Annotated in this window: 10 protein-coding genes; 5 read left to right on the forward strand and 5 right to left on the reverse strand. The window is 28.5% G+C overall.

All coding sequences use genetic code 11. From position 1 onward, the window contains the following. The first annotated feature begins 1 nt into the window (after position 1). The 5 genes from G507_RS0110045 to G507_RS0110065 are packed head-to-tail and all read left to right on the forward strand — an operon-like array spanning position 2 to position 6,459. Positions 2-1,192, forward strand: a complete 1,191-nt coding sequence (locus G507_RS0110045) for a hypothetical protein (RefSeq protein ID WP_026717349.1) — start codon at positions 2-4, stop codon at positions 1,190-1,192. 13 nt (positions 1,193-1,205) lie between these two features. Continuing rightward, positions 1,206-1,718 (forward strand): type VI secretion system TssO, encoded by a 513-nt coding sequence (gene tssO / locus G507_RS0110050; RefSeq protein WP_157496573.1) that lies wholly within the window; start codon positions 1,206-1,208, stop codon positions 1,716-1,718. A gap of 10 nt (positions 1,719-1,728) precedes the next feature. Next, a complete protein-coding gene (locus G507_RS0110055) occupies positions 1,729-4,182 on the forward strand; it encodes an AAA family ATPase (protein WP_026717351.1) in 2,454 nt (817 codons plus the stop codon). After that, a complete protein-coding gene (locus G507_RS0110060) occupies positions 4,163-4,594 on the forward strand; it encodes a GPW/gp25 family protein (RefSeq protein ID WP_026717352.1) in 432 nt (143 codons plus the stop codon). The genes G507_RS0110055 and G507_RS0110060 overlap by 20 nt, the downstream gene beginning before the upstream one ends. Positions 4,595-4,605: 11 nt before the next feature. Beyond that, complete coding sequence (locus tag G507_RS0110065; RefSeq protein ID WP_026717353.1) at positions 4,606-6,459, forward strand: type VI secretion system baseplate subunit TssF; 1,854 nt, start codon at positions 4,606-4,608, stop codon at positions 6,457-6,459. A 2-nt stretch (positions 6,460-6,461) separates the two neighbouring features. On the opposite strand, the gene G507_RS0110070 is transcribed toward G507_RS0110065, so the two are convergent. The 5 genes from G507_RS0110070 to G507_RS0110090 all read right to left on the reverse strand — a co-directional run bounded on the left by G507_RS0110070 (position 6,462) and on the right by G507_RS0110090 (position 13,039). After that, positions 6,462-7,244, reverse strand: coding sequence for a hypothetical protein (locus tag G507_RS0110070; protein ID WP_026717354.1), 783 nt, complete (start codon positions 7,242-7,244; stop codon positions 6,462-6,464). 617 nt (positions 7,245-7,861) lie between these two features. Then, positions 7,862-8,758, reverse strand: coding sequence for a hypothetical protein (locus G507_RS0110075; RefSeq protein ID WP_157496575.1), 897 nt, complete (start codon positions 8,756-8,758; stop codon positions 7,862-7,864). Position 8,759: 1 nt separating this feature from the next. Next, positions 8,760-10,157, reverse strand: a complete 1,398-nt coding sequence (locus G507_RS0110080) for a DUF4280 domain-containing protein (RefSeq protein WP_026717356.1) — start codon at positions 10,155-10,157, stop codon at positions 8,760-8,762. Positions 10,158-10,174: 17 nt separating this feature from the next. Continuing rightward, positions 10,175-10,951, reverse strand: a complete 777-nt coding sequence (locus tag G507_RS0110085) for a hypothetical protein (protein WP_026717357.1) — start codon at positions 10,949-10,951, stop codon at positions 10,175-10,177. A 156-nt stretch (positions 10,952-11,107) separates the two neighbouring features. Continuing rightward, entirely contained in the window at positions 11,108-13,039 is a 1,932-nt protein-coding gene (locus G507_RS0110090) for a phospholipase effector Tle1 domain-containing protein (RefSeq protein ID WP_026717358.1), read from the reverse strand. Positions 13,040-13,104 lie beyond the last annotated feature (65 nt).

A 13,104-nucleotide genomic window follows, 5' to 3' on the forward strand; every position in this document is an offset into this window, starting at 1 on the left:
TATGGCAGAAAATATAAAACATTTTCCAGTAAACTGGATCGATGGAATGAAAATCAATAAAAATCACTTTATTGAATTTCAAGACAATATGGAAGACTTAATTAGAGATGCTCGTAATCTTGAAGTTAATGACCTGCATTATGGCTTATTATCAACTCCTTTGAGTAGACCTTTTCAATATGCTATTTCAATTGATACTCATAACGAATTAAGTATTGATATAAAAATGCTTAAAGCTGTCACACCAGCTGGAGGACGTATTGAAATAACTGATTATACTGGAGAATTTTCTGAAAAAATTGAATTAAAAAACTTAGACAAAAAAGAGAACAATTATTACTTAATGCTTAATGTTGATCCTTTTTCTCGAGTACCATCTGGAGAACAAAACATGGACGAAGTTCCTCCACGTTTTCCTCATGCACTACCAAAATATACGGTTTCAAGTGTTATTGAAGGAGAAGTAAACCAAAATAATATTGGACCATTACAGTTTCCAATTGCAAAATTTAAAACTTCTGCAAATAACTTTGAGATTTTGACGACTTATATACCTCCTTGTTTAACGTTAAATAGTCATCCTAGTTTAATTGGCTTATATGAAAGCTATGATTTGTTTTTCAAACAATTGGAATTTTATGCTATTCAAATCAATCGCAAGATAAAATTCAGAAATAATTCCGAAGATGAAAATTTAATTTCAAATATGGTTTTTGAAGTATGTGATAAAGCACTTCGCAATATTGAATTACAGATAACAAAGAACAAATGGGTTAATTATAATTTAAAACCAATTGACTTATTAGAAAGTGTAATCACCTTAAGTAGAGCTATAAAAAATAGTTTTGATTATTTTTCAGGTGATGGAAAAGAAATGCTTTTTAATTATTTTTCTGAATGGACAGAAATTAGTAGTGGTGAATATGAAAAACTTTTTACAGACACTATTAACGTAAAGTATAAAGCTTATGACATTGAACCAATTGTTGTTCAAATCCAAGATTTCATGACAAAAGTTGATCAGTTATTCTCAATTTTAAATCAATTAGATTACATTGGTAAAAAACGTGATGCTGGAATTTTTGTAAATGAAAACATCTTAAAAAACGAACGCAAAACAAGTGGTCTATTTGGTTCTAACAATAACGACAATGATAGTCCGGAATCATCACCAACATTTTTAGCTGACTAATAAATACTAAATTATGGATATCCTAAATAAAAAAGAGCGTTTTAATGCTTTTATGCTTTTTCTACTGATGTTTTTTATAACGATGATAGTACTTATTTCTGCTATTTTCTTCAATTATAAATTACCTATTAAAGAAAATGAAGTTCTTAAAAACGAGAACGATAAAATGAATATGCAATATTCTTTTAATAAAGAATTTTCAAACACTATTGAAGACATTAACAAATTAGTTGATTCTCTTGATGCTGCTCCAGAAAGTTTTCAATTTATTGAACAATCTATAAATTATGAACTAGTTCAGTTAAAAGAAAAAATTCCGAATGATTCTATTGTTGACCCAAAATTATATCAAAATGTAATTTTGACTTACAAGACTTATGTCAACACTAAAAAGAAACTGCTACAAATCAATGATTCTAAAAAAGAAATTGATAAGATGGACAAAGAATTGAAAGAACTTGCTGATGAAAACAAAGATTTAGCACGTCAATTGCAAATGTGTGAAATAGTCAGCCGAAACAGATAAACTCAATTAAATGTCAACAGAATCTACCACTCAAATTATACATATTGCCCAACAATATGCTAAAGACAATTTTAATGATAAGTATTATGCTGCTCATTTATTAAAAGCGCTTTTAAATCCGCAATTTGATTTTTTAAAAGAATTAGATTCAAAAGGTGTTGATGTTTTTTATTTAGACGAATGGGCTGATATTCGAATAAGTGAATACCCAAAAGTTTCAAAACCAAATGATACGCCAAATGCAGATTCTTCAGCAATAATCGTTTTAGAAGAAGCTGAACTACTTGAAAAAAAACTTGGAGAAAACAATGAATTTCCTGCAATTTTAGCAGCATTATTGACTGCTGGAGTTGGATTTTCACATGATCAATTAAAATCTTTACCTTTAACAGGTGCTACAATACTAGATATTTATCAAACTGGAAACGGCATTGCTCAACCAGATTTGAATATTGCTTCTCCTTCATCGGGTGGAAGTGCTTTATCCAAGTACTGCATAGACAAACTTCAAAACATATCTACTAGTGAAACACATGTTATCATTGGTAGAGATGAAGAATTAAAAACAATCACCGAGATTTTAAATAGAAAATTAAAACCTCATGTAATCATAACTGGTGAGCCTGGTGTTGGAAAATCGGCTTTGGTAGATGGGTTTTGTAGAAAAATAGCAAGTAAAACTATATTAGATGCTTTTGATAACGCAAGCGTTTACGAAATAAACATAGGTGCTTTATTTGCTGGCGCCTCCTATAAAGGCGAAGTTGAAGATAGATTGCAAAAAATATTTAACGACTTAAAAAAATACGAAAAACCAATCCTTTTTATTGATGATATTCATGAATTGTTTGATTCAAATCAAGGCTCTGGAATTGCAAGTATTATAAAATCAGAACTTTCAAAAGGTGATATAACTTTTATTGGGGCAACAACTGCTGAAAAATTCAGAAAAACTTTAGCTAAAGATGATGCTTTATCAAGAAGATTTGAAACTCTTGAAATAACTGAACCTAATGAAGAATTAGCATTCAGAATGATATCAAGCATAATTGAATCCTACCAAAAACATCATGATTTCAATATTGATGAAGATGGTCAACGTGAAGCAATCAGACTATCTAAAAGATATTTAAAAGAAAAATCGTTACCCGATTCTGCTTTAGATTTGATTGACAGAACAATGTCATCACTAAAAGTGGCTAAAGAAACAATTAAAAAAGAAATTCCAGATTTAAGAACACAATCAGAAGCTTTACACACAATAGAAGTTTTAGAAGAAAAAATTGAAAAAACAGAGTGGTTATTTTCTGATATTTTACAAAAAACAGGTAAATTATTAAACGAAACTGAACAAAGCACCTCTGAATTTAAGGCAAAACCTTCATTTGATGAAAAAGTAACATTTATTCAGGAACTTTTAAACGATTTAGAAAAATTAGAAGAGCAAGAAAATGACGTTTTAGCTTCACACTTATCTATCGTTGTTTCAGACATTACTGGAATTCCAGCAGGAAAAGTAAAGTCTGATGAAAGAGAAAAATTATTAGACATTGAAAATACGCTTAAGAAAAGAGTCATTGGACAAGATCATGCTGTTAAAGTTGTAGCTGATGCTATTATGGAATCACGTTCTGGTTTAACTAAACCAGGTCAACCAATTGGGTCATTTTTCTTTTTAGGGCCAACTGGAACTGGAAAAACAGAATTGGCTAAATCCTTAGCTGATTTCCTATTTGGAGATGAAAGTGCTATCATTAGATTAGACATGTCTGAGTTTAAAGAAGAACATTCGGCCGCTTTATTATATGGTGCTCCTCCAGGATATGTTGGTTATGAAGAAGGTGGTTTGTTAGTAAATAAAATTCGTCAAAAACCTTATTCAATAGTTTTGTTTGATGAGATTGAAAAAGCTCATAAATCAGTTTTTGATGTATTTCTTCAAATTTTGGATGAAGGAAAATTACACGATAGACTAGGAAAAGAAGGTGATTTTTCTAATTCTGTTGTATTATTTACCTCAAATATTGGATCTGATTATATTGTAAAATCATTTGAAAAAGATGTTGTTCCGAAATCGAATGACTTAATTCAATTAATGACGGGACATTTTAGACCAGAGTTTTTAGGACGTTTAACCGAAATTATTCCGTTTGCACCTATTAATGTTAAAAGTGTTTCTAGAATTTTTGACATTCATCTTAAAAAAGAATTGCTTCAGTTATTAGAAAAATTAGAGATTTCTTTAACGATAAGCGAAAAAGACAAAGAAAAGATTTCATTAATGGGTTTTAGTCCAGAATATGGAGCTAGACCAATTAAAGGAACGATTAGAAATAAACTAAAAAGACCTTTGTCGAGAATGATTATTGCTAATGAAATTATGAAAGGAGATACTGTAAATGTAACTCTTGATAAAAACGATGAAGTAAAATTTACGGTAACAAATGAAAGAGCTATTTTATAAACTTCCTCTTGATTATACTAAATTAACAACCGGTGAAGACGCTACAAAAGTGACCATCGAAGAATCGTTAGCACAATTTATTTCAGTAATTATTACAACCATTTTTGGAGAATATAAATATGATCCTGATTTTGGAACCATTATTTGGGATACCGATTTTAACCTATTGGCCAATCCAAATCAATTGAAAGATTTGATTAAAGAATCGGTACATGAAAAGGTAAATCAATACGAAAAAAGATTAAAAGTAACAGATGTAACTCTTGGAGTTGATGAAAATACTTTGAGTTACGAAACAAATATTAGGGTTAAAAAAAGATTAGATATTGTGGTTTATGGAATCATTAAAGAAACCAATCAACCGTATTATTACAAAAGTTCTTATTTTTTAGCTCCATTTTCATTTAAATAAATTTTGACTGAATGAATAAATTATCAAAAGATCAAATAAAAGACCGCTTATTAAAACGTGCCGCAAAACAATGGGGCTACAATGACGTGGAATTAGAAAACGTATTTGATCCAATTGTAAACTTACTTTTTGATGTTTGTGCCAAAGAATTAGAGAAAATTTCAAACGAAATATTTTCTAGTAGAAGAAGAATGACAGAAAGATTAGTTGATATTTTAACTCCAACTTCGGCCACAAAAGCAACTCCGGCAAGAGGAATTTTAAGAGCTTATCCGGTTGAGAATGAAAGTATTTTAAACGATCATCATCAATTTTTTCTTCAAAAAAAGGAAATAAACCCATATAATCCAATTGAGAATGTTATTAAAAACTATCATTTTGGACCTACAATTCCTGTCAAATTAAATAGAAATAAAATAAACTATGTTGTTTTACCTAGTGGTGTTCACAACATAGAAAAAAACCAATTTAGAGAGTTTGTTAATGAAAAAAACTTGCTAAAAAAAACTCCGCATGGAACAATTTGGCTTGGCTTAAAACATGAAGGTGATGGCGTTATAAATGACTTAATGTTTTATTTTTATTTAAAAAACATTAATGATCGCACCAAGTTTTTTCATTTTTTACCGAGAGCAAAATGGTCGATAAATGGTGTTCCATTGACTACTGTTAAAGGGTACAATAATGATGAGGATACTAAAAAAATTAAATATGATTTAAAGCAACACGACATTTATCATATTAAAAAAATTGAAGAACACACCAATGACTTTTATTTTAAAAACTTTATAACTGTAAAGGATAGTGTAACAATTGATGATTCTCACTATACAGTTCCAACAGAATTTGAAGATTTAATTCCTTCAAAAGAATTGGAAAAAATTAAAGAAGATAAAAAGCTGATTTGGATAAAAATTGAATTTCCAAATGTTATTGGTCCTAGTATTTTATCCGATATTTTTTGTTCAAATAATTGCTTTCCGGTTATCAATAAAAAATTGAATGAAACTCAAGGAAACATTAAAGAACTGTTAGATATTTATCCGTTAAAATTAAATGATGATTACTTCTTAGAGCTTTTTTCTGTGATGAATGACAGAAATAAAAACTTTGATGTAATTACAAATAACGATGAGCCTGAAGATGAGAATTATGCGTATTTGCGTTTTGGTGGTGTAGCTCGATTTGACGAAAGAAATGCTGCTGAAGAAATAAACTATTTAATTGATTTAATTAGAGATGAAGCTGCCGCTTTTAGTCGTTTAGGTCATGATTTTACAGATAATAATTTAAAAGAAATCAACCAGATTATTGCTCGTTTTAAGACTAAAATGAATCAAACCGGCATGCAAAATGTCAATAATCCTTATTTGGTTCTTACCACTGAAAAAAATAAAGAAAAAGGAACTTTATTCATAAAATATTGGACAACTAACGGTAATGATGCTAACAAAATCAACACTTTTACTAAGTTTAGTGTTTATAAAGGTTCTGATTTTGAAAAAGATAATATTATGTTACTTTCTTCTACTCAAGGAGGAAGAAACGAGTTAACAAATTCAGAGAAAATATACGCTTACCGTGAAAATTTAATATCAAATCAAAGAGTTGTTACACGACAAGATATTATTATTTTATGTAAAAATCATTTTGGAGAAGCTGTTGAAAACATTGAAGTTGTCAATGGAATCCAGACCGGTTTAGATAGCAATGTGGGTTACACGCCTACAATAGACATTTTGATAACACAAACCGATAAAGAGCATTACACTGAAGAAGAATGGTATTTCTTAAGTGAAGATTTGAAACTAATGATAGAAAAAAGAGCTTTAAATATAGTTCCGTTTAGAATTGTTTATCGTTAAGTTTAATTTTTTAATGTTATTGTAACGTCTTCTGTATAAGAGATGATGTCTTTTATCATAAACTGAAAATAAGCTGTTTTCTTTTTTACTTTTTTCTCTACAGTATCAAAATGAGATTCTGTATGAAGCTTTACGCGTTGTTCATCCCATCTAATATCTGCTTTGATTTTAGATTTTAGATTTTCAATTATATTATGTGATAATTTCTGAGTAGAATCGAAGGAAATAATAATTTCTTTTGATTCTGGATTTAATATAGCTGTTCTTCCCACACATGGAATTGTTCCAATGGCTTGAATATTCCAATTTAAAATTGTTCCTAAATCGGGTAAATTGACGTTATCTATAGGTGGATTAAAAAAGAAAATATTCCAAGAAGGCTGTTTGAATTTATTTTTTGTAAAAAAGTTTTCATCTTTTATAACATCAAAATATTTATTTTTGACACTTCTTGCTCTTTCAGGATCTTCATGCATTTCTATAACCTCTTCGGCTTTTAAATCCCATTCTGCCAACCAAGTTTCGTGATCATGAATTCCAATAAAGTGACCTTTATAATCTGTTTTAATTTTTATAGGAAAGTTAAGTGCTTCAAATTCTTCTTGAATGCTTAAAAACTCATTCTCTTGAACTGGAAGATTGTTTATTTTTTCTTTATTTATGATATAAATACGTTCGTCTTCTGTTTTATTAAACAATAAGAAACTGATCATAAATCTAGTTTTCAGTTTTTTTAGAAAACCATTTGTTTGGATGTTTACTTCTTCAACTATTTCAAAAACCATAAATTACGAGTATAATGTTATCAATGAAATCCTTAGAGCTATTTGCAACTCAAATATAATGAATTGAAAATTAATTATGTAAATTATTTAGGGTTAATTTTGTGGTGGAATTCATATATAAAAATTTAAAATGATTTTTCATTACAATATAAAGCCAAATCCTATTTTCATAATTAACCTGTTTTGAATTTGAGAAAAATAAATCATAGTAAATTTGTTCAAATAATGAAAATTCTTCATTTTTATATTTAAGTTCATTTTTAAATTCCTTAAAAAGAATTTGTCTTAAATCAGTTTTTTGTGATGAAGAATAGGGTAAAATTAGAAAAGCTATATCAGCAGTTTTGTAATTATAACTATCTGCAATTCTTAAATTTGTAGTTGTAGTATCTAATAATTTCTCAACAAGACTTAGAATTATTGAATCTTTATTTTTAATTATCTTTTGAAAAATATTATTTCCTTTAGGTAAATAATATTTTTCAGGTAAACGAGCATAAGACAGGCTATCTAGAATAGGAAATTTATTACTTCTTTTTTGATCACATTCTTTTTTTGGAGAACAAGAAAAACAAAAAACAAAATAAGGATACCAACTAAAATTTTCATATAAAAAATTATTTTAACTCTAAAGTTTTAATTATCTCTGCTAATGATTTTAATTCGGTTTTTGATTCAAGTTCTTTTAATTTTGATTGATATTTTATATAATGAGTTGTTTTAGCATTAGAATACTGCTCATAAGCACCAATTATTGAATCATTTGTCGTTTCTTTATTTATATAAAGTTCTTCATCGATTGAAGCTCTTTCATTTATTGTTTTTTTAATAGAGTAATGAATATGCTTGTTGTCTTCTGAAATAAATGTTTTAGTGTAACTATTCTCTTTAGAAAAAATATTTACTAAACCTTCATTATTGTAGTTGAACTGCATCGTATACTTAAAGAACTGATCATCAGTTTGATAGTTTTTATTACTTATTTTTGCACTAATTATTTTATAGCTTTTATTTTCAGTTTGATTGCGCCAATTTTTATTTAATAATTCAAAAAAAGAAGTATAATCTCCAATTCCCTCTTTCACTAAAAAAGCTAAATCTAAAATGGAATTTTCTTCTAAAACTTTCTTTTTTAAAAAATTAAAATATTCGTTATTTAATTCATAACTATCATTATTTAAATAGATGCTATTATTTTCAAACCTAACTTTAACACTATCATTTTCTGAATTATAAAATGTAATATTTTGGGCATCATAGTTTTTAGTATGCCAAAATAAGGTTCTTGATTCTTCTTTTGTGAGTTTATCCTCTAGTTTATAAATAGTAATTGTGTCATTTTTATTAGGAAAAATACCAATATAATTATTTACTTCTTTATTGCTATTTTCTTTGTCTATACAGATGTCTTGACAATAAGCATATCTATACCTTAGTTCTTCTTCTTTAGGTTTTGAAACACAGAAAGAAAACAGAATACTTGTAATGACAATAATAAATATTATTTTTTTCATTTTATTTCTTAATTGATGTTTCACTAGTTAATCTTGTTTTTGTTCTTTTCCAAAAAATACTTTTACCAGCATTAATAGTTCCAGAAATACCATAAGCTGTAGTCACTCCTGTTTCATAATAAAAACTTCCAGAAGTCCAGTAATTTTGATCTTCAAAATCTGAAGCAGGGATTTTATATTTTATTTTTGATGGAACTTCAACTTCTTCAAAAGTTGGTTTACCATTTTTATCAAGCACAAATTTTCCATCTGCATCAGTTATTTTTTTCTTGATTTTTTTCTTAATATGTTCATGATTTCCAGAATCATTTTTTTTATCATGATTACTTTTGTCACCATAACGTGCAGAAGCACCATTTGCAGATAAAAAAGAATCATATATATCTTTTGGGATTTCAATAAATTTATATTCATCAAATTTATTTTGACCTAATTTATTATATGGGTTAGTTTCTGAATTTCCCCATGCTAGAAAATCTGTTCCATCCCAAAATTCAGCACCTTTAGTCAAATCATTTTCTCCATTAAGCACATAGAAAAGTGCTTTCCTAGTTAACTTAGATTTTTCATTATTACTAGATGTTGTAAGTTCTTTTTTATTTGGCACAGAAGAGTAAGTGGTTGACAATAGTTTTTTCCACTTAACAGAAGTTTTTTTTGCTCTATTATAACTAGTGTAAGCTATACATTTTAATTCTTTAAAATCTGTTTCTCCAGATTCATTCATAACAACATAAGCTATATAGTTAAAGTCAGATTTAGTGATATTTACATCATTTTCTTTTAATAAAACAATCCCATTGTACACATCAATTTCTTTACCTTCTTTATTTTTTTCTTTACTCTTTCCAGTACAAGTATACACATCATTTACAGAACCATTATTCGTTTTTACATCAACTTTTCCCTCAAAAGTTCCATCCTCATTGTAAAAATGACCATTTGTTAGTGTTTTCTCTGTTTCAGGCACAGGTGCACCATTGATATTCATAGCTTCTGGAATATTTATTTGACCCGAATCAGTAATTTTTATTTCTGTTCCACCATAATTACACATGATTGTGCTTTGTTGCAATAATGGTTTTTGGTCTTGTATTAAAACGGTTCCGGTGTCTTTCCATTCTCCTAGTTGCATTACTGCAGCACATGGACTAGCACTGTTTGGACTTTTGGTACAAGTACCCATAAAAATAAGGCTTTTTTTATCTTTTTCTTTTACGGTTGCCGTTTTTTTGCCTTGTGTTGTTGGCGTGTCAAAGTTTACTTTTAACAAGCCTAATGGGTTGGTACAAAGTTTACATTCGAGTTTTGCACCATCAATTACAAGCAATAATTTTTTATCTGCTTTTTCTTCTTCTTGACGTTCTTCTCGCTTAGCGTTGTTGTCTGGTTTTGCCATGCTGTTGTCGTTATAGTTTATCCTAACAAAAGGACATTATATTGTATTTTTTTGTCTTCCTTTTGGGTTTCTAAATAAGCTTCTTCTAATTGGAAGTCTACGTATGATAATATTCCATTGTAAATATTAAATCCGTTTTTTATTGGTTTTCTTTCTGTGTGTATTTCTCCAAATATGTGATATAGTATCTTATCTTTTTTTTCTGGATAAATTTTTTCTTCATTAGTATAATTATAGTCTAATAAGCTTTGTTTTCTAATAACTGGCATTTGCCATAAATTATATTTTCCGAAGAAACCTGTAAAATAAAGACCATACATTTTATAATCAGAAAGATACAAAATTAATTCTTCTTCATTTCTTAATAAATCACTGATGGTTTCAAATGCATTGGCAATTTCTTGACCTTTATTGTGTTCTAAAAGTTCATTTTTTGTTTTTTCCCATCTGTGACTCATTTCTTTTATGTTGTATATATAGAGAATTTGTCCTTTGTAATTTACACCTACTTCAATTTCGTCAAAAGCATAACTCATTTGTTTTATTAAAAATTCGTTTGGCTCTGTTGTTTTACTTTCTATAGTTAGTTTAGAAAGAAATAATTGAAAATTTGATATAATCTCTGTTCTTTCATATAATGTAATTGCTACATCTCTTATGTAACTAATTTTTTTAATTCTTTTTGGATTAGAAAAATCTTCAATTATTGTTTCAAATCTATACTTATATGTTTTATCAAGTAAAGGTTCTAAAGTGAAAAATTTTAGTCCGTTTACTAAGTTTATGTTTATCAATGTTCTTTTCTTTTCTGTTGTTATTTATCGCCAAATTAGAATATTGTATATGCCTTTAAACATAAATTACTGCTTAAGGCTTTAAAAAAATAATCTAAATATTCTTTTCCATAAGAAGCATTCCTTTGGATTTATATCAAGTATTTATTAATTATTTTATCTGTTTTTTGGGAACTCTTCCCTTTTCCTATCACTTCTTCCCTCAAGACCAACTCCAGCATTTTCAGCTGACCAATGTAAATATTCATTCCTTAAAGTTCTCAACGTTTGTTGGTCATTATAACCAATAAGAACAACTTCAGGAAGCGCAATTTCACCAGCTATTTCATTTGCTGGTGTATCCAGCTTATTTTCAGCTTCAAAGGGTTTTTTATCATCTGATTTTAATATAGTAATGTAATCTTTAGCTTGTAAATTATCAACTGTAAATTCTTGTATTTCAGAAAATTTATTTTTACTTGCTTTTTCAATTTTTCTATTCAATTCGTTTTTTAGTCTATCTTCTTTTTCTCTTTGTTCTCTTCTTTCTTCTAATTCTTCATCACTAATAAATTTCCATTCTTTTCCACCTTCATTCATAACATAAGGTCGTAAATGTTTTTTAGCTTCTATTAAAATGTCGTCACCATCTATACTGAATTTTTCTTCTGTTTTATCTGTAAAATAATTATTCATAGATGTTTGACGGCAATAATCTTCCATAAATTGCAAGGGTATGTAACTGTATTCTTTTTTTAAGAACCTATTACTTTTTAGCACAATTTTTGTTAAAGTACTTGATGTCCAAATTTGATGATCTTTAAACCAATGCTCTTTAATTAATTGATTTTTAAATAATTCTAATTTAGTAACACCAATAACACCTTTGTATAAATTAGTAATTAAACTTTGTTCAGCTAATTTAATTTTTTCTTCATAACCAGTAGGATATGCTCCACCAATATCACAATGTACTCCTGGAAAATTTTTTTCTATACCAATTTTCATTCTAGTAAGCGAAAAATTTACTCGATGTTCATCACTTGCGGTAAAATGAACTGCTTTTATAACTGCACCCAAATCCGAATCCAAATCCAAATCATGTAGATTTAATTCATTTTCGTTATTAGAAAATGGATTTGCATCTTTTAGTGGGTTTAATCCTTTTGCTGTTTTTTTTACTCCTTTCCAAAGAATATTTTCATCAACCACTTTACCATTTTGATTATATGTACCTAATGAATCTCCCGCTTCGTAATAGGAAGAAACCGTATCGTAAATTCCCAAAACACGTACAACTATACTTATTTCTTCGAGTTCTTCTGGTGTGATTTTTTTAAGTAAGCAATAACCTAAAAAACCGTATTTTGGCAATTTGCCATCAATAAGCAAACTAGAATCAAACTCTAGGCCATCTTTGTCAACTTGAGCTTTTTTAAATTTTGGAATGGCACTTTCATCATAAGGATTTGGTGGATAATAACCGTCTGGAATACTCTTTGTAGAAGGTGCATAAGCACTTTTTCGTATCTCATATACCATATTGCGTGCAGAAGCTGCTCCACGACTAAAACCAAAAACATCAACTGTGATTTTTGTTAATTTTTTAGTTGTATCTAGTGTTATTTTTTTAACAATTTCATCTGCAAGTTTTTCACAACCTTTTCGCACTTTAGCTCTAATGCCTGTTAAACCAGAACCAAAAGCATAACCATCTGAAACATCTTCTTTAAAATCATCTGTTCCCATACCTTCTATATAAATCTTGTATGCTTTTTTTGTACAAAACCATAGTCGAGCTACATTGGTGTAATCATTAGCATAACTGCTGTTGTCTCCATATCCACCTATATCGGCCTGACGCTTAAACCAATCGGCAATAGCATTAGTATCTACGGCTTCATGATAAGTTTTTTTCTCTTCAGTAGTGGCAGGTTTTTGTACTTCCCCTTTTTCTAATAATGGATCTTGTTCCCCTTTAACTTTATATTTCAGTTTAGTGTTTTCCTTATTGTTTAGCGTACCGTCTATAAAAACGCCAAAAGTCACCTCTATCTCATCGTCAGAAACTTCGTATTTTCCTGAATTATAAACATAAGTTTGTCCCATATATTAGTATTTTTTACGTGATTTAAAAACCTCTACTTTAGCCTTTAAGTTTACTCCAACTTCCT

Origin of the sequence: Flavobacterium gelidilacus DSM 15343 (assembly GCF_000422685.1) — a bacterium.
Lineage (GTDB): Bacteria > Bacteroidota > Bacteroidia > Flavobacteriales > Flavobacteriaceae > Flavobacterium > Flavobacterium gelidilacus.

Excerpts from the sequence above, each read along its gene's own strand:
- G507_RS0110060 (WP_026717352.1), top strand. The coding sequence starts at position 4,163 with ATGAAAGAGCTATTTTATAAACTTCCTCTTGATTATACTAAATTAACA.
- G507_RS0110070 (WP_026717354.1), bottom strand. The coding sequence starts at position 7,244 with ATGGTTTTTGAAATAGTTGAAGAAGTAAACATCCAAACAAATGGTTTT.
- G507_RS0110090 (WP_026717358.1), bottom strand. The coding sequence starts at position 13,039 with ATGGGACAAACTTATGTTTATAATTCAGGAAAATACGAAGTTTCTGAC.
- G507_RS0110080 (WP_026717356.1), bottom strand. The coding sequence starts at position 10,157 with ATGGCAAAACCAGACAACAACGCTAAGCGAGAAGAACGTCAAGAAGAA.
- G507_RS0110075 (WP_157496575.1), bottom strand. The coding sequence starts at position 8,758 with ATGAAAAAAATAATATTTATTATTGTCATTACAAGTATTCTGTTTTCT.
- G507_RS0110045 (WP_026717349.1), top strand. The coding sequence starts at position 2 with ATGGCAGAAAATATAAAACATTTTCCAGTAAACTGGATCGATGGAATG.
- G507_RS0110065 (WP_026717353.1), top strand. The coding sequence starts at position 4,606 with ATGAATAAATTATCAAAAGATCAAATAAAAGACCGCTTATTAAAACGT.
- G507_RS0110055 (WP_026717351.1), top strand. The coding sequence starts at position 1,729 with ATGTCAACAGAATCTACCACTCAAATTATACATATTGCCCAACAATAT.
- tssO (WP_157496573.1), top strand. The coding sequence starts at position 1,206 with ATGGATATCCTAAATAAAAAAGAGCGTTTTAATGCTTTTATGCTTTTT.